Source organism: Streptomyces sp. SCSIO 75703 (assembly GCF_036607905.1).
In the GTDB taxonomy this organism is placed as follows: Bacteria; Actinomycetota; Actinomycetes; order Streptomycetales; family Streptomycetaceae; genus Streptomyces.
In genome coordinates this window covers 6,691,090-6,707,120 of the sequence record NZ_CP144555.1, presented here as the reverse complement: position 1 = coordinate 6,707,120, position 16,031 = coordinate 6,691,090, and the positions used below count along the sequence as shown (strand labels likewise).

Below are 16,031 nucleotides of genomic sequence, written 5' to 3'. Positions count from 1 at the left end.
CATGCGTGCCATCTTCGTGCTCTTCGACACACTCAACCGGCGGTTCCTGCCACCGTACGGAGCGAACGACGTCGTCGCCCCGCATTTCGCCGACCTCGCCGAGCGCAGCGTCACCTTCGACAACGCCTACGGCGGCTCGATGCCGTGCATGCCGGCCCGCCGCGAACTCCACACCGGCCGGCACAACTTCCTGCACCGCGGCTGGGGCCCGCTGGAGCCGTTCGACGACTCGGCACCCGAACTGCTCACCCGGGCCGGCGTCTACACACACCTGGTGACCGACCACCAGCACTACTGGGCCGACGGCGGGGCCACCTACCATCCGCGGTTCCGGACGTTCGAGTTCTTCCGGGGCCAGGAGGGCGACGAGTGGAAGGGACACGTCGCCGACCCGCCGGTGCCCGAGGGCCTGGCGCCGACCGTGACCAACGGGGAACTGCGCCGGCAGGACCGGGTGAACCGGCTCTACATGACCGACGAGGCCGAGCACCCGCAGACGCTCACCTTCGATGCCGGGCTGCACTTCATCCGCACCAACGCCGACGAGGACAACTGGTTCCTCCAGATCGAGACCTTCGACCCGCACGAGCCCTTCTTCACCTACGACGACTACCGCAAGCTCTACGACACCGCGTACGACGGTCCCGAACTGGACTGGCCGGACTACGTGCGGGTCCGCGAGCCACAGGAGACCGTGGGCCACGTCCGCTCGCTCTACTCCGCCCTGCTCACGATGTGCGATCACAGCCTGGGCCGGGTGCTGTCGGCCATGGACGAGCACGGCATGTGGGAGGACACGATGCTCATCGTGGGTACCGACCACGGGTTCCTGCTCGGCGAGCACGACTGGTGGGGCAAGAACACTCCCCCGTACTTCCAGGAGACCATCCACCTGCCGCTGTTCATCTGGGACCCGCGCGCACGCCGTCGTGGTGAGCGGCGCACTTCGCTGGTGCAGACCATCGACCTCGCTCCGACCCTGCTCGACTTCTTCGGCCGCACCCCGACCAGGGACATGCGGGGAGCGTCTCTCGCGCCCACCGTCGAGTCCGACGCGCCGGTACGCGAGGCCGGTCTGTTCGGGATCTTCGGAGGGCACGTCAACGTCACCGACGGCCGCTGGGTCTATCTGCGTGCCCCGGCGCGGCCCGGCAACCAACCGCTGGCCGAGTACACCCTGATGCCCACGCTCATGCGCGGCCGGATGCCCGTCGAGGTCCTGCGCGAGGCCACGCTCGCGTCCCCGTTCGCGTTCACCAAGGGCGTGCCGCCGCTGCGGGTACCCGGTACCGCGTACACCGACCCGTACGCCTTCGGTTCGATGCTCTTCGACCTCGAAGCCGATCCCGGTCAGCAGCACCCCGTCATCGACGACGAACAGGAACTGCGGATGGCGACCCTGATGCGCGACCTGATGGCCGAGAACGAGGCGCCGCCCGAACAGTTCGAGCGGATGGGACTGCCCGCGGCCGGGCCGCTGACCTCCGAGCACCTGCTGTGCCGCGAACAGGCGGGCCAGGTGGAGACCAGCCGCCGACGGCCCCTGCGCGCGGCGGACTTCCCCCGCGCCCGGTTCGGCGTGACCACACCCGTCTCGGCGCTGCTGGCCGAGCCCGACGCGGTCGCGATCCTGCGCGCCCACCTGGGACCCCTCGTCGACGGTCCGCTGCCCGACGAGGTGCTCGAGCTGGGGTTGCTGGATGTGGCGGGCGTCGCCGTCGGGCTCATCCCCACCTCCACGCTGCACCGGATCGCCGACGAGCTGGCCGAGCTGTGAGGGGCCGCTGCTGCTCACCCGGGCGGGACGCAGCCGACGCGGACGGAGCGGCCGGGCGGGTCACCGAGACCTTCCCGCCCCGCGCTCCACGACCTGGCGCCGAGCCGCCGCCGCACGCCGTACGGCTCCCGGGAGGCGCGTTCCTCATGGGCAGCGACGAGCGACTGGGCCACCCCGACGACCAGGAGGGGCCGGTGCGTACCGTGACCGTCGGTCCCTTCGCCGCCGCCGCGACGACGGTGACCACCCTCCAGTGGGCGGCGTTCGTCGAGGAGACCGGACACGTCACCGACGCCGAGCGGTTCGGCTGGTCCCATGTCTTCCATCTGCACCTGCCGCCCGCTGTCGCCGCCCGCGCGCCCCGGGTCCGGTCGGCACCCTGGTGGTGCGCGGTCCGGGGAGCGGACTGGCGACGTCCCGAGGGCCCCGGGTCGAGCCTGGCCGGCCGTGAGGACCATCCGGCCGTGCACCTGTCGTGGCGCGACGCGCGGGCGTGGTGTGCGTGGGCCGGCGGCCGACTGCCGACCGAGGCGGAGTGGGAGTACGCCGCCCGCGGCGGGCTGGAGAACGCGCGCTATCCGTGGGGCGACGAACTGCGTCCGGGCGGAGAGGACCGGTGCAACATCTGGCGGGGCGACTTCCCCCATCGTGACGAGGCCGCCGCCGGCTGGGCCGGCACCGCCCCGGTCATGACGTACCCCGCCAACGGCTTCGGCCTCTTCCAGACCGTCGGAAACGTGTGGGAGTGGTGCGCCGACCCCTGGCGCGGCGGCCGCGTCATCAAGGGCGGCTCGTTCCTGTGCCACGACTCCTGGTGCAACCGCTACCGCGTCGCGGCGCGCGCGGCCAACGAGGAGGACGCGTCGGCGGCCAACGCCGGCTTCCGGTGTGTCTGGGACATCCCGGTCCCCGACACACCGGAACGCGGCCCTCACCGAGCGTGGACGGCCACCTCCCACAAGGAGTAGCCGTAACGCGTGGCCCGGTCGGTACCGTGCACACGCACGTAGCGCGCGGTCGTCGGGGTGAACCGGGCGGTCTCCAGCCCGCCGCGGCCCGTCGTGGTCTGCCACACCGTGCGCCACGTCCGGTTGTCGTCGGACACTTCGATGCGATAGGCGGCGGCGTGGGCCGCCTCCCAGTCCAGTACCACCCGGCCCACCCGCTGGGGACTGCGGAGGTCCACCGCCCACCACTGGTCGTCGCTCCAGTCGCTGGCCCACCGGGTGGCGGGGTTGCCGTCGACGGCACGGTCGGGCCGGTAGCTGGTGAGCACCGAGAACTCGCTGCTGCTCGCCTGCGCGGCACCGCCCCGGGCCAGGTTGGCCGGCCGGTCCCAGGCGACGGTGGCGTTCCACGTGTCCAGGTAGGACTGCGCGCCGTGCAGCAGTTCGTCGACGAGGGGGTCGCCGCCGAGCCGGCGCACGTCCTCGACCCAGTCGGGCACCAGCCCGACGTGGGCACCGCCGTCGCTGTTCACGTCCCACACCCGTTCGCCGGTGCGCTGGCGGTCCACCAGCGGGCCGTCCGGGTAGGTCCGGAACGGGTAGGTGACCTTGTCCGGCGCGTCGGATCCGCGGGGCGCCGGGTGGCTGCCCAGTCCGTTGAAGTCGGTGCCGTAGCCCAGCCCGACGCCGTACTTCCCGCGCAGGTCCGCGGTGGCGGCGGTCTCCTCGACGAACTTCTCCGCGTCCAGGCCGTAGGAACCGACGAAGCCGCCCATGCGGTAGAGCCGTTCGGTCCACGTGCGGTCCATCCAGCTGTGGCTGGAGATCACCCCGGGGTACCGCACCGATTCCAGGATGTCCATCGCCCGCCCCGCGGCCTTGACGCTCATGTGGTCGACCTCGACCATCATGCCCCGGTCCATCATGCCGTTGAGGGCGTACTCGCCGAGTCGGGTGAGGCCGCGGGTGTTGCAGCGCGCGTCGTCGTCGTACGAGGGCACGCTGGTCCCGGCCGGCAGCTTCGCCTCCGCCTCGGGGACCTCGGCCGCACCGATCGGGTTGTCGCGCTGGGGGCCGGTGCACTTCTCGGTCTTCCAGAAGGTGCCGGTGGAGAGGAACTGCCCGACGTTGATGACGGTGCCCTGCGTGCCTTCGTCGAAGCGCACTCCGCACAGTGCGTTGTCGAACTTGTGACACAGGAACATGCTGCTCACGCCGAGCGCGTGGAGTTCGTCGAGTCCCTTGTCGATGTCGGCCTCGGTGCACTGGGCGATGTCGAGTATCTGCTTGCAGCCGAACGGTTCGGAGGTCTCCACCCCCAGGACCACGGCCATCCTGCCCGCTTCGATCACCTGGCGGGCCTGCTGGGGCGAACTGACGATCCGGAACCAGCCCCGGCCGGGGCCCCCGTACATCCGGTCGATGTAGTCCTGCATCTCGTGGGTCTTGCGGGCCTGCAGCCGGACGGACTCCATCTCGTCGCAGCCGCGGTCGCGGACGTAGATCGAGCACAGGACGCCGTTGGACGTCAGGTCGGTGACGAGTACGCGCTGTCCGGCCCGCCACGCGCGCTCGAGCCAGGCGTAGTAGTTCTGCTGGTGCGACATCGTGGTGTGGCTGGGCCAGTCCCGGAACGTCGGCCAGCCCACCGGGTCGTGACGGCCGTCGGGGTCCACGGTGAGGTTCTCCAGCAGTGCGCCGGCCCCGTCGGGGTAGTGCTCGGGGCAGTCCTTGAGGGCGTCGGCGACACCTTCCTCGGAGAACGGTTTGCCGCAGACCACCTTGCCGCCGAATGCCTCGTTGGTCATCAGGTGGTTGTGTGCGTCGACGAACCCGCGGACGTCGCCGCGTGCGTCGGTGCCCGTGAACGGCTCCCCGCTCACGTTGATCTCGGAATCCGGCACGGGCCGGTGGGCCGGTTCCCACCAGGGTCGCTCGGCGGCGCCGGCCCCGCCGGCACCGAAGCCGGAAAGGAACAACGCGGCGACAAGGGACAGGACGAGGGCGGCTGTGCCGCCCCAACGCGCTCTCTTCATGGGGTCTCCCGAGGCGTGGCGTGGGGCGCACCCTAAAGTTGGTCAATCGTCCCAGTCAAGAGTCCCAGACCGGCCGGAGCCCCAGGCGTCAGGCGTCAGGCGTGGCGGGCCATGCCCGCCACGTGCCGGGCGACGAGGTCGAGGACCTCGCCCGCGGCGGCCGCGTTCCCCTCGTTGAGGTAGAGCAGCGTCACCCCGTCGAGCACCGCCGTGACGTAGCGCGCCAGCGTCGGCACCGGGGCGTCCCACTCCAGGCGCTTGCCCTCCTTGTCCGTAAGCGCCTCGATCAGACGGGTGTTGGCCGCGAGGTAGGTCTGGTACTGCCGCTCCGCGACACCGGCGAGCCCGGACTGCCGAGCGGCGTACTGGGTCAGCTCGTAGGTGAGGCGGTGTTCGTCCGGCACCTCGACCACGTGCTGCCAGTAGGCGCGCATCCCGCGACGCAGCCGGTCCTCCAGGTCCCCCTCGCCCACCACCTCCGGCAGCGCGCGCTCCAGGGTGTGGCCGGTGATGACCTCGATGACCTCACCGAGCAACTCCTCCTTCGAGCGGAAGCAGTAGTGGAAGGACCCCAGCGGCATGTCCGCCTCGGCCACGATCGCGCGCGTGGTGGCGGCCGAGACCCCCTCCCTGACCATGACCGCGATCGCGGCGTCGACCAGCCGCTCGCGTCGTTCGCTCGCCGCCATCCGGCTCATGGGTCAGCTCCTCGCTCTTGCCCGGCGGTCACGGACCGCGACCGCGCACGTCGGGTGCCATTGTCCTCGATCCCGTCTTGGACATACGACCAAGACGCTTGACCCGGCTTCTGTGCTGCTGCCATAGTCGCGCCACCGACCGACCGTTCACCGGAGGCTCCGATGACCACGCGCTGGGAGAACTGGGCCCGCACCGAATCGGCCACACCGGTCCGGATCGTCTCCCCCGCCTCCACCGAGGAGGTCGCCGCCGTCGTCACCGAGGCGGCCGCGGCCGGACGTCCGGTCAAGGCGGTCGGGTCGGGGCACTCGTTCTCCGGGATCGCGGTCGGGGAAGGCGTGCAGATACGTCCGGACCGACTGACCGGACTCGTCCGCGCCGACACCGAGAGCGGCCTGGTCACCGTGTGGGCGGGGACTCCCCTGCACCGGCTCAATCCGCTTCTCGCCGAACTCGGACTGGCGCTGGAGGTCCTCGGCGACATCGACCGCCAGACGGTCGCCGGTGCGCTGACCACCGGCACTCACGGGTCGGGCGAGCGGTTCGGCATCATGGCGACCCAGATCAGAGAGCTGGAACTGGTGCTGGCCGACGGCTCCGTCGTGACCTGCTCCGCACAGGAGCGGCCCGACCTGTTCGCCGCCGCGCGTGTTTCCCTCGGCGCCCTGGGCGTCATCACCACCGTCACCCTCCAGTGCGTGCCGCTCTTCGCGCTGCGCGGGGTCGACCGGCCGCGGCCACTCGAGGAGACCCTGGAGTCGCTCGACGAACTCGCCGCCGCCCACGACCACTTCGAGTTCTTCTGGTTCCCGCACACCACCACCGCGCTGACCCGTCGCTTCACGCGGCTCCCGGCCGACACCAGACTGCGCCGCCTCGGCCCGGTGACACGCGCGGTGGAAGACCGGCTGCTGGCCGACCACACCTTCGAGTGGCTGCTGCGCCTGGGCGCCAGGCGGCCGGGAGCCGTGCCGGGCATCACCCGTCTCGCGACCCGGCTCACCGGCTCCCGCGACGTCACCGACCTCGCCCACCGTGTCTTCGCCTCGCCCCGCAACGTGCGCTTCCGTGAAGGCGAGTACGCCGTCCCCCGCGACACCCTCGTCGCCGCCCTGCGAGAGCTTCGGCGCTGGGTCGACACCCACGACGAGGCGGTCTCCTTCCCCTTCGAGGTCCGGTTCGCCGCCGCCGACGACATCTGGCTCTCCCCCGCCCACGAACGCGATGTCGCCTACGTCGCGTACCACCAGTACCACCGGATGCCACACGACCGGTGGTTCCGGGTGTGCGAGGACGTCCTCGGGGCCGCGGGCGGACGGCCCCACTGGGGGAAGATGCACCGGCTCGGCGCCGCCGAACTCGCCGAGCTGTACCCCCGGTTCGGCGACTTCACCGCCCTGCGCGATCGCCTGGACCCGGCCCGGGTGTTCTCCAACCGCCACCTCGACCGTGTCCTCGGGCCCGCCGGGGCGTCCCGATGAGCGCGTCCTCCCCCCTTCGCCCCGCCCTGCCCGGCGCGTTCTTCGCCGAACTCGCCGAGGCCACGGCCGGGCTGCGTCCGCCGTACGCGGTGGTGCACCTGCCCTCGCTGCGCGCCAACGCCCGGGACCTGGTGCGCCGGGCCGCGGGCAAGCCGATCCGGGTCGCCAGCAAGTCGGTGCGCAGCCGGGCGTTGCTGCGGCAGGTCTCGGCCGGACCCGGCTGGGCCGGAGTGCTCGCCTTCACGCTGCCGGAGGCGCTGTGGCTGGCGGAGGAGTTCGAGGATGTGGTGGTGGGCTACCCGACCGTCGACACGGCCGCCGTCGCCCGGCTCGCCTCGGACGAGGTGATGGCCTCCCGGGTGACCCTGATGGTCGACTCGCCGGCGCACCTCGACCTGATCGACGCGGTCCTCGACGGTCTGGGGCCCGGCGCCCGGCCCGTGCGGGTCTGCCTCGAGGTCGACGTCTCGCTGCGACTGGCCGGCGGCCGCGTGCACATCGGTGCCCGGCGTTCCCCGGTGCACACCGCCCGCGCCGCGCGGGACCTGGCTCAGGCGGTGGCCGCCCGGCCGCGTCTGCGCCTCGTGGGGGTGATGGCCTACGAGGGCCACATCGCCGGTGTCGGCGACAACCGTCCGGGTCCGGGACGGTTCCTCGTCCGGGGCGTGCGGAGGATGTCGGCGGGTGAAATCGCCGAACGGCGGGCCGCGGCGGTCGCCTCCGTCGCGTCGGTGGCGCCGCTGGAGTTCGTCAACGGCGGCGGCACGGGAAGCCTGGAGACGACCAGCCTGGAGCCGGCCGTCACCGAGGTCGCGGCCGGGTCCGGGCTCCTGGCTCCCACACTGTTCGACTTCTACACCCGGTTCGCTCCCCACCCGGCGTCCTTCTTCGCACTGTCGGTGGTGCGTCGTCCCTCGCCGCGGCACGCCACGCTCCTGGGCGGGGGCTGGGTCGCGTCGGGGGCCGCAGGTCCCGACCGCCTTCCCACGCCGGCCTGGCCGGCGGGCCTCCGGCTGCTGCCGCGGGAGGGCGCCGGCGAAGTACAGACCCCCGTGCGCGGCCCCGGCGCCGCCGGCCTGCGGGTCGGGGACCGCGTCTGGCTGCGGCACAGCAAGGCCGGCGAGCTTTGCGAGCACGTGGCCGAACTCCACCTCGTCGAGGACGGCCGCGTCGTCGACACCGTCCCCACCTACCGAGGCGAGCACCGAACGTTCCTCTGACCGCCCCCTGCGAAAGGTGTGACCATGTCCGGCTTTCCCCTCCTGCCCGACGATTTCCTCCTCGGAGTGTCGACGGCGTCCTACCAGATCGAGGGTGCGGCGGCCGAGGACGGCAAGGGGCCCTCCATCTGGGACACGTTCTGCGCCGAGCCCGGCAGGATCGAGAACGGCGAGACCGGGGAGGTCGCCTGCGACCACTACCACCGGTCGGGGGAGGACGTCGCCCTGATGCGGGACCTGGGTGTCGACGCCTACCGCTTCTCGGTGTCGTGGCCGCGCGTCATGCCGTCCGGTTCGGGCGCCGTCAATCCGGCGGGTCTGGACTTCTACGACCGGCTCGTCGACGACCTGCTGGCCGCCGGCATCACGCCCGCGGTGACCCTCTACCACTGGGACCTCCCGCAGGCGCTGCAGGATCGCGGCGGCTGGCAGGTGCGGGAGACGGCGCACCGGCTGGCAGACTACGGCACCGTGGTCGCCGAGCGCCTCGGCGACCGGGTCGGGATGTGGATGCCGGTCAACGAGCCGGTGGTGGCGACGATGTTCGGGCACGCGGTGGGCGCCCACGCGCCCGGACTTGCCCTCGGCTTCGACGCCCTGCCGGTGGCCCACCACATGCTGCTGGGCCACGGGCTGACCGTGCAGGCGCTGCGCGCGGCCGGCGTCGGCAACATCGGCATCGCCTCCAACCACGCGCCCACCTGGCCGGCGTCCGGCTCCGACGCCGACCGTGAGGCGGCCGCGTCCTACGACGCGCTGGTCAACTGGCTGTTCGCGGACCCGGTACTGCGCGGCGCCTACCCGGACGAACTCCTGGCCATGCTGATGCCCGGACACGCGGACGGCACCCTGGCAGCGGACCTGGAGGTCATCTCGTCGCCCCTGGACTGGTTCGGGGTGAACTACTACCAGCCGGTGCCCGTCGGCGCGCCCGGCACCGCGTCGCCGCGCTCACCCGCTCTGGAGGGCGCCGCCCTGCCGGAAGGACTTCCGTTCGAACCCCGCGTCCTGACCGACGCGCCCACCACCGGCCTCGGCTGGGCCGTCGTCCCCGACGGGCTGCGGGAGATCCTGGCCACCTTCGTCCAGCGGTACGGCGACCGGCTGCCACCGCTCTACGTCACCGAGAGCGGTTGCGCCTACCCGGACCGTCCGGACCCCGACGGCACGGTCCGCGATCCGCAGCGCATCGCCTACCACCGTGACCACCTCGCCGCGGTGTCCCGTGCGATCGAGGACGGCATCGACGTGCGCGGCTACTTCGCGTGGTCGCTCCTGGACAACTTCGAGTGGGCGCTGGGGTACGAGCCGCGGTTCGGCCTGGTTCACGTCGACTACGACACCCAGACCCGTACGCCCAAGGACTCCTACCGCTGGTTCCAGGAGCACCTCCGGGCACGGCGCCGACCGGGACGGTGACGCGCCACGGCCCTCCGGAAGGAGGTGCCGCTCCCGCGCTGCGACCCGCGCCCGGACGGACGGCCGTGACCGGCGGGGGCGGCTCGCGGCTGCGCGACGATGTGGAGCACTCCGCATGCGCCGCGCCGCGATGTGACGCCGTGTCACGCGCTGTCCGGCGGCACGAAGACCACAGGTGCGCGCGGGGGTGCCGTCACCTCCCGCCGGAACGGGCGTTCCGCGACGTCTCCCCCGTCCGCCGGGCACATGCCGTCGAGGACCAACGGCTTGCCGGGGGACGCGTCGCCGGGCAGTCCGTGCCGCCGCCGCGCTGTACGTTCGTGGGCTCCGTGCCGCCCCGGCAGGGAGGATCCGGGCCTCATGGCGGCAGCGCACCGGCCGGACGCCCCACCGGTGGACGACGACCGCCCCGGCCTCCGGGGGCTCTCCCTGATCGCGGCGGTGGCCGCCGAGGGCGTGCCCGCGGACGCGGCGGCGGACGTCGTGTACGGGGCCCGCGAGGTCCCGGCGGGCCGCCGGCGACGCCTGGCTGCCGCCGGACGCCCCACGTCCTGACGATCCGGGGGACGTCCCCAGGGGCCTCCCCCCTGTCCGCCACGGTGGCCGACGAACCGGGTCCTCTCGTGACCGCCCAGGGCCGGCGAACCGACCGTCCGCGACACGCCGTCGCCCCGCACTGACGCGGACAGGGCCCTCGCCCGCACGGCCAGAACCCCGGTGGAGCCGGCCCGGCCGCCCGCCGGCGTCCGCATCGAGGCGTGACGCCGGGGGCGCGCCGCCCGTCGGCGCTGCCCCGAGCGACCGGCCGCTCGGCCGCGGTCGCCGGGCCGGAGTGCGCCGCCGCCGCGACCACGAGGAACGCGGAAGGGCCGACGGCCCGGCCGGAACCACTTCCGGGCGCTCCCACGCGCCGGGCGGAGCCCGTGGTCCGGGCGGCGGGCGCGGTCCACTCCGCGGTTCCCGCCCCTTCCCGGGGCTGAGGCGGGCGTCGCGCCGGGCGCGGCGCACCTCGCCGCTTCGCCGGTGCGCGCGGCCCACGACCCGAACAGACTGTGAGAAGCCTCACCCGGGGATACCCCCCGGGGCATAGAGAGGGTCCTGTTACGGTTGACCCCAGGCATACCCCCCTGGGTATCCAGGAAAGCGACTGAGCAGGAGTTCCCCGCATGGTTCCCGAGAGCGACGAGCCACGGTCCGCCGAGGCGCGCGTGCCGGAGGCCCGCGTCGCCGACGTCCGCGACGGCGGCGCCCGTCACGCCGGTCACGCCTCCGGCTCCCGGTCCGCACCGCGCTCCCCCGTCGCCCCGGCCCTCGCCGGACGGCCCCCGGCCGGGCTGGTGCGCGCGTTCGGCCGGAGCGGCGGCCACCGCGCACGCGCGCACTTCCTGCCCCGCGATCCCGGCCGCCGTGCCGCCCAGGGCGTCAGCGGTGGCACCGCCCCCCGGTCCCACGCCGCCCACCCCACGGCCACCTGCGGCCGTCCTGACTCCCCCACCGTCCCCGACACTCCCGAGGAGACGCGATGATCACCGTCCTGCCCGTCGAGACGCCCGGACTGGGCGACCGCACCTACCTCGCCCACGACGGCTCCGTGGCTCTGGTGGTCGACCCCCAGCGTGACTACGACCGCGTCACCGCGCTGGCCGACGCCGCCGGGGTGCGGATCACCCACGTCTTCGAGACGCACATCCACAACGACTACGTCACCGGCGGCCTGGCCCTGGCCCGCGAGGTGGGGGCGCGGTACCTGGTGAACGCCGACGACGAGGTCGCCTTCGAGCGGACCCCGGTACGCGACGGCCAGGTGATCGAGGTCGGCGACACCATGCGGGTGCGGGCGATCCACACCCCGGGCCACACCCATACCCACCTCTCCTACGCACTGGAGGCCGACGGGGAGCAGACCGCGGTGTTCACCGGCGGCTCGCTGCTGTACGGCACCACCGGGCGGCCCGACCTGCTGGGTCCGGACCACACGGACACCCTGGTGCGGGCCCAGTGGCGCTCGGCGCACCGACTGGCGCAGGAGCTGCCGGACGAGACGGCCGTCTATCCCACCCACGGGTTCGGCTCCTTCTGCTCCGCGACCCAGGCCACCGGTCTGTCCAGCACCATCGGCGACGAGAAGCGGACCAACTCCGCGCTGACCGCCGACGAGGAGGCCTACGTCGAGCGGCTCCTGGCGGGCCTCGACGCCTACCCGGCCTACTACGCCCACATGGGCCCGGCCAACGCCGCAGGACCCGGCAAGCCCGATCTGTCCGCGCCGTCCGTGGCGGATCCGGCCGCACTGCGGCGCAGGATCGAGGCCGGCGAGTGGGTGGTGGACCTGCGCGACCGTATCGCTTTCGCCGCCGGACATCTGCCCGGCAGCCTCAACTTCGGCCTGGACGGCCAGTTCGTCACCTACCTGGGCTGGCTGATCCCGTGGGGCACCCCTCTCACCCTGCTCGGCGAGACCGCCGGCGACGTGGCAGAGGCTCAGCGCGAACTGGTCCGCATCGGTATCGACCGCCCGGCCGCGATGGCCACCGGCAACCCCGAGGACTGGGCCGGCGGCGAACCCCTGGCGGCCTATCCCCGCGCCTCCTTCGGCGACCTCGAAGCCGCCCGGAACGGCGACGAAGACCTCGTCGTCCTGGACGTTCGCCGCGATCAGGAGCGCGAGCGGGCCCACATCCCCGGCTCGGTCCACATCCCCGTCCACGAGGTGCCGGCCCGCATCGGCGAGGTCCCGGCGGGCCGTGTCTGGGTGCACTGTGCCGGCGGCTACCGCGCGGGGATCGTCGCCGCGCTGCTCCACGCCCACGGCCGCGACGTCGTCGCCGTCGACGACAGCTTCGACAACGCCCTCGGGCTCGGCCTGTGCGCCCTTGCCTCCCCCCTCTCCGCACACCACGACAACCGACAGGAGTCCGACGCATGACCACCCCCACCACGCCGCACAGCCTGACCATCCACGAACTGCGCGCCAGGATCGACTCGGGAACCCCGCCCCGGGTGCTGGACGTCCGCTCCCCCCTCGAGTTCGAGGAAGCGCACATTCCCGGCTCCCACAACGTCCCCCTGCCCCTGCTCCGTGAGCACCGTGAGGAGTTCACCAGGCACCTGGACTCCGACGTGGTCCTCGTGTGCCGTTCCGGTCAGCGCGCCGGCCAGGCCGAACGTGCCCTCGCGGAAGCCGGGCTCCCGGGCCTGGCGGTCCTGTCGGGCGGCATGACCGCGTGGGAGAGGTCCGGCGCCCCGACGAAGTACGGTCAGGAACGCTGGGACATGGAGCGCCAGATCCGCCTGGTCGCCGGTTCCCTGGTACTGGTCGGAGCCCTCGGAAGCTTCGTCGTTCCCGGACTGCAGGCGCTGTCCGCGTTCGTCGGCGCGGGACTGGCGTTCGCCGCCGTCAGCAACACCTGTGCCATGGGCATGCTCCTGTCCAGGATGCCGTGGAACCGCGTACCGTCCGTCGACCCCCGCGAGGCCGTGGCACAGCTCTCCGCCGGCAGGTGAGCACCCTGGTGCCGGCGCCCGTCCGGCACTCGCGCCGCCGGTAGGCGTCAGCCTCGGTCCGCTCGGCGAGGCGGGCCGAGCCGGACCGTTCCGCTGCCGGTGTACGCCGCGGGCACGGACGTCGAGGAGGCCGTCGCGACCTCCCTGTCCGTCGTCGGCGTCACCTCCGCCGTGGGCGTGGTCACCCACGCCCACGGCGGACGGGTCCGCCGGCGCACCGGCGTCCCGTCCGGGGCGGCCGGCGCCCACACCGGCGGGCGCGTCGGCGGTGACGTCCCCGACCTCGTCCTGGCCGCCCTCGTGACGGCGGTGCGGGCGCCGACGGAATCTTCCGGCCCGTCCGAGTGTTCGCGTGGGTGAGGGGAGAGACAGGACGATCCGGTCCTCTCCCCGCCCTCCCGGTCCCCCCGCCTGAACGGAGCCCCCATGGTCCAGCTCCCCGCCGACCAGGTACGGTCGGCCGCCAACCGCCTCAAGCGGGCCCAGGGTCAACTCGCCGGCGTGGTACGCATGCTGGAGGAGGGACGGGACTGCGAGGACGTGGTCACCCAGCTCGCCGCGGTCAACCGCGCCCTGGACCGGGCCGGCTTCGCCATCGTCGCCGGCGGCCTCAAGGAGTGCCTGACCCGCGAGGGCGGAGCCGACAGCCTCGACACCCGCAAGATGGAGAGGCTCTTTCTCTCCCTGTCCTGAGACACCTCCCTCCCTGCCGTCGCGGTGCACCGGACGACGAAGTCCCGGCCCCCGGGTTGCTCCGCCGCCGAGATCGGGGGCGTCAGGCGCCGAGCAAGCGCGCGATGTCGGCCAGCGTCGCCGGGCCGCCGACGTTCCCGGGCACCACCACGTAGACGCGGTCACCGCGCCGTGTCGTGAGGTCCCAGACCGACACCCCCGGCAGGATCTGCCCCCGCACCCGGGCGGCATGCGCCCCCAGGCCGGTCCGAGCCACTTCGGCGGAGGTGATGCCGCCCTTGGCGACGACCACGGCCGCGTCGTCGGCCAGGGCGTCGACGGCCGTGGTCAACGCCGTCATCACGCGCTCACCGTGGCTCAGCGTGTTGTCCGCCGGCCGGCGGGAGCGGCTGGAGGAGACGATCGCGAGACCCCGGGTCGCCAGGTCCGCGCGAACGCGGTCCACCACGGCCCGTCCGGCCCTGCGCGGATCGAGCAACGCGGCGTCCGTGTCGATCGCATGGGGTACGACACCCGTGGCCGCGGTCAGCCGCGCCAACTGGGCGGTCGCCCCGTCGGTGTGCGACCCGCAGACGACCAGCACCGGCCCGGCCGGCCTGCTCACCGGCGCCGGCAGCAGTCCCGCGCTCACCGCGCCCGCGCACCGGGCCGCCAACGGCGCCGCACAGCGCACCACGACGCGCCGCCCGGCGCTCCGCGCCCGCGACAGACCGGCGTGCACCAGGTCGATGTCCTCGTCGGTGACGGCGTCCGGGGCGACCACGCTGCGCCCGGGAGCGGACAGCAGCGCCTCGGCGACGGCCGATCCACCGCCGGCGCGCAGCACGTCGAGCGGCACCGAGACGGCCTCCCGCCCGCCGAGTTCCCGCACGTACGCCACCATGTCGCTGGAGCGGAAGGGGAACACGGGGTCCCGGGCGTACTCCGTCTCGTGCGCGGGGACGTCCCCGGCCGCGGTGCCGACGTAGTGCACGCCGTCCCGCGTCGTACGTCCTCCGGCGGGAAACGCGGGCAGGAACAGGATCGGGCTGTCGTCCCCGACGAACACGTCCGTCTCGGCGAAGACATGACCGCGCAGCGTGGAGTCGCCGCGCAGGACCACGTCGACGTGTTCGGCCAGCTCCGTCGCCACCTGGGCGATCTCTCCGGCGACGCGACGGCAGAGCGCGACGGCGTCGGCCTCGGAGATCGCCCGGCTGTTGGTCTGCAGGTAGACCGCGTCATGGTCGCGGAGGACCTGGGCGATCGTGTCCGCGTCCCAGGTGAGCAGGACGGTGACGCCACTGGCCGACTGGGTTCCGGTGGGGTCGTCGTCCAGCACGACGGTCTTGGTCACGATGGTTCCTCTTCACGAGCGGTGGATGGGAGCGGCGCCGCTGTCCGTGGCGGGGCGGTGGTCACCCCGGAACGAGGCGATCGTCTCGGCGGCGGTGACGGCCGTCGCCTCGACCCAGCCGGCCAGCAAGCTGTCGAGATCCAGTCCGACCGCGTGCGCCGGGGTGGCCTCCTCCAGATGAGCGAAGACGGCCCGGCGCAGCTCGGTGTTGACATTGATCTTGCACACCCCGGTGTCGATCGCCGCGGTGATGACGTCGGACGGGAGCCCGGACGCGCCGTGGAGCACCAGCGGCACGTCGGTCGCCGCGGCGATCTTCGCGAGCCGGTCCAGGTCGAGCGCCGGGACACCGCGGTAGAAGCCGTGCACGTTGCCGACGGAGACCGCGAGCAGGTCGACGCCGGTCGCGTCGGCGAAGCGCGCGGCCTCGTCCGGGTCGGTGAGCGCGGCACCGTGGCCGTCGGCGGACAGGGCGACGTCCTCGTTGCCGTCGATCCGGCCGAGTTCGGCCTCGACGATGACGTCGTCGTCCAGGTGTCGCCGCACGGCCCGGACGAAGTCGAGGTTGGCCTGGTACCCCTCGCGGGAGCCGTCGGCGAGCACCGCGTGGGCGCCCGCCTCCACGGTGGCCCGGATCAGCGCGAGGTCGGTGGCGTGGTCCAGTTGCACGGCCACCGGGGCCGGCGACGCGTCGGCGAGGGCCCTGAGGGAGCGCACCAGGCCGTGCCCGTACCGGGTTGCGGCCGTGCTCGGCGAGACGAGCAGGATGACGGGCACCCCCGCTCGTTCGGCGGCCGTGACGACCCCCGTGGCGGTGGCCAGGTCGTAGGCGGTGAAGGCGGGGACCGCGGCTCCCCGCGCGCGAAATGCGCGGATGTGCTCGCGAAAGCCATGGTGCATCGTCGGTGCGTTCCGTTCT

At 73.2% G+C, this 16,031-nt stretch carries 15 protein-coding genes; 11 read left to right on the top strand and 4 right to left on the bottom strand.

Annotated features, from left to right (window positions below; genetic code table 11):
• Nucleotide 1 precedes the first annotated feature (1 nt).
• Nucleotides 2-1,777: a sulfatase gene (locus tag VM636_RS29550; RefSeq protein WP_338486175.1), complete on the top strand. Its 1,776-nt coding sequence runs from the start codon at nucleotides 2-4 to the stop codon at nucleotides 1,775-1,777.
• Nucleotides 1,774-2,745 (top strand): formylglycine-generating enzyme family protein, encoded by a 972-nt coding sequence (locus VM636_RS29545; protein WP_338486173.1) that lies wholly within the window; start codon nucleotides 1,774-1,776, stop codon nucleotides 2,743-2,745. Before VM636_RS29550 ends, VM636_RS29545 begins: the two co-directional genes overlap by 4 nt.
• Here VM636_RS29545 and VM636_RS29540 read toward each other — a convergent pair.
• Together VM636_RS29540 and VM636_RS29535 are read right to left on the bottom strand one after the other, a co-directional pair.
• Nucleotides 2,709-4,760: a discoidin domain-containing protein gene (locus tag VM636_RS29540; protein ID WP_338486171.1), complete on the bottom strand. Its 2,052-nt coding sequence runs from the start codon at nucleotides 4,758-4,760 to the stop codon at nucleotides 2,709-2,711. The two genes, VM636_RS29545 and VM636_RS29540, sit on opposite strands and share 37 nt — an antisense overlap.
• A 95-nt stretch (nucleotides 4,761-4,855) precedes the next feature.
• Nucleotides 4,856-5,458, bottom strand: coding sequence for a TetR family transcriptional regulator (locus tag VM636_RS29535; RefSeq protein WP_030419852.1), 603 nt, complete (start codon nucleotides 5,456-5,458; stop codon nucleotides 4,856-4,858).
• A gap of 162 nt (nucleotides 5,459-5,620) precedes the next feature.
• On the opposite strand from VM636_RS29535, the gene VM636_RS29530 reads away from it, so the two are divergent.
• The 9 genes from VM636_RS29530 to VM636_RS29490 all read left to right on the top strand — a co-directional run bounded on the left by VM636_RS29530 (nucleotide 5,621) and on the right by VM636_RS29490 (nucleotide 13,776).
• Nucleotides 5,621-6,940 carry a D-arabinono-1,4-lactone oxidase gene (locus VM636_RS29530; protein WP_030419853.1) on the top strand — a complete coding sequence of 440 codons (1,320 nt, stop codon included), beginning with the start codon at nucleotides 5,621-5,623 and terminating at the stop codon, nucleotides 6,938-6,940.
• Entirely contained in the window at nucleotides 6,937-8,160 is a 1,224-nt protein-coding gene (locus tag VM636_RS29525; protein ID WP_338486169.1) for an amino acid deaminase/aldolase, read from the top strand. Before VM636_RS29530 ends, VM636_RS29525 begins: the two co-directional genes overlap by 4 nt.
• A gap of 24 nt (nucleotides 8,161-8,184) precedes the next feature.
• Nucleotides 8,185-9,579 (top strand): GH1 family beta-glucosidase, encoded by a 1,395-nt coding sequence (locus VM636_RS29520; RefSeq protein ID WP_030419855.1) that lies wholly within the window; start codon nucleotides 8,185-8,187, stop codon nucleotides 9,577-9,579.
• 360 nt (nucleotides 9,580-9,939) lie between these two features.
• A complete protein-coding gene (locus VM636_RS29515) occupies nucleotides 9,940-10,134 on the top strand; it encodes a hypothetical protein (RefSeq protein ID WP_030419856.1) in 195 nt (64 codons plus the stop codon).
• A gap of 611 nt (nucleotides 10,135-10,745) precedes the next feature.
• A complete protein-coding gene (locus VM636_RS29510) occupies nucleotides 10,746-11,105 on the top strand; it encodes a rhodanese-like domain-containing protein (protein ID WP_338486166.1) in 360 nt (119 codons plus the stop codon).
• Nucleotides 11,102-12,505: an MBL fold metallo-hydrolase gene (locus VM636_RS29505; protein WP_338486163.1), complete on the top strand. Its 1,404-nt coding sequence runs from the start codon at nucleotides 11,102-11,104 to the stop codon at nucleotides 12,503-12,505. Before VM636_RS29510 ends, VM636_RS29505 begins: the two co-directional genes overlap by 4 nt.
• Nucleotides 12,502-13,083 (top strand): rhodanese-like domain-containing protein, encoded by a 582-nt coding sequence (locus tag VM636_RS29500; RefSeq protein WP_053914346.1) that lies wholly within the window; start codon nucleotides 12,502-12,504, stop codon nucleotides 13,081-13,083. Before VM636_RS29505 ends, VM636_RS29500 begins: the two co-directional genes overlap by 4 nt.
• 99 nt (nucleotides 13,084-13,182) lie before the next feature.
• A complete protein-coding gene (locus tag VM636_RS29495) occupies nucleotides 13,183-13,443 on the top strand; it encodes an anion permease (protein WP_030419860.1) in 261 nt (86 codons plus the stop codon).
• Nucleotides 13,444-13,509: 66 nt separating this feature from the next.
• Nucleotides 13,510-13,776 carry a metal-sensitive transcriptional regulator gene (locus VM636_RS29490; protein ID WP_030419861.1) on the top strand — a complete coding sequence of 89 codons (267 nt, stop codon included), beginning with the start codon at nucleotides 13,510-13,512 and terminating at the stop codon, nucleotides 13,774-13,776.
• Between the two features lie 82 nt (nucleotides 13,777-13,858).
• Here VM636_RS29490 and VM636_RS29485 read toward each other — a convergent pair whose 3' ends face one another.
• Together VM636_RS29485 and VM636_RS29480 are read right to left on the bottom strand one after the other, a co-directional pair.
• Nucleotides 13,859-15,112 (bottom strand): four-carbon acid sugar kinase family protein, encoded by a 1,254-nt coding sequence (locus VM636_RS29485; protein ID WP_338486159.1) that lies wholly within the window; start codon nucleotides 15,110-15,112, stop codon nucleotides 13,859-13,861.
• A gap of 12 nt (nucleotides 15,113-15,124) precedes the next feature.
• Nucleotides 15,125-16,012 carry a class II fructose-bisphosphate aldolase gene (locus VM636_RS29480; protein WP_051821277.1) on the bottom strand — a complete coding sequence of 296 codons (888 nt, stop codon included), beginning with the start codon at nucleotides 16,010-16,012 and terminating at the stop codon, nucleotides 15,125-15,127.
• Nucleotides 16,013-16,031: the final 19 nt, after the last annotated feature.

What these genes read in the sequence shown, in the direction of transcription:
- VM636_RS29535 (WP_030419852.1), bottom strand. Translation starts at nt 5,458, where the DNA reads ATGAGCCGGATGGCGGCGAGCGAACGACGCGAGCGGCTGGTCGACGCC.
- VM636_RS29525 (WP_338486169.1), top strand. Translation starts at nt 6,937, where the DNA reads ATGAGCGCGTCCTCCCCCCTTCGCCCCGCCCTGCCCGGCGCGTTCTTC.
- VM636_RS29515 (WP_030419856.1), top strand. Translation starts at nt 9,940, where the DNA reads ATGGCGGCAGCGCACCGGCCGGACGCCCCACCGGTGGACGACGACCGC.
- VM636_RS29520 (WP_030419855.1), top strand. Translation starts at nt 8,185, where the DNA reads ATGTCCGGCTTTCCCCTCCTGCCCGACGATTTCCTCCTCGGAGTGTCG.
- VM636_RS29505 (WP_338486163.1), top strand. Translation starts at nt 11,102, where the DNA reads ATGATCACCGTCCTGCCCGTCGAGACGCCCGGACTGGGCGACCGCACC.
- VM636_RS29510 (WP_338486166.1), top strand. Translation starts at nt 10,746, where the DNA reads ATGGTTCCCGAGAGCGACGAGCCACGGTCCGCCGAGGCGCGCGTGCCG.
- VM636_RS29540 (WP_338486171.1), bottom strand. Translation starts at nt 4,760, where the DNA reads ATGAAGAGAGCGCGTTGGGGCGGCACAGCCGCCCTCGTCCTGTCCCTT.
- VM636_RS29480 (WP_051821277.1), bottom strand. Translation starts at nt 16,012, where the DNA reads ATGCACCATGGCTTTCGCGAGCACATCCGCGCATTTCGCGCGCGGGGA.
- VM636_RS29550 (WP_338486175.1), top strand. Translation starts at nt 2, where the DNA reads ATGCGTGCCATCTTCGTGCTCTTCGACACACTCAACCGGCGGTTCCTG.
- VM636_RS29530 (WP_030419853.1), top strand. Translation starts at nt 5,621, where the DNA reads ATGACCACGCGCTGGGAGAACTGGGCCCGCACCGAATCGGCCACACCG.
- VM636_RS29490 (WP_030419861.1), top strand. Translation starts at nt 13,510, where the DNA reads ATGGTCCAGCTCCCCGCCGACCAGGTACGGTCGGCCGCCAACCGCCTC.
- VM636_RS29500 (WP_053914346.1), top strand. Translation starts at nt 12,502, where the DNA reads ATGACCACCCCCACCACGCCGCACAGCCTGACCATCCACGAACTGCGC.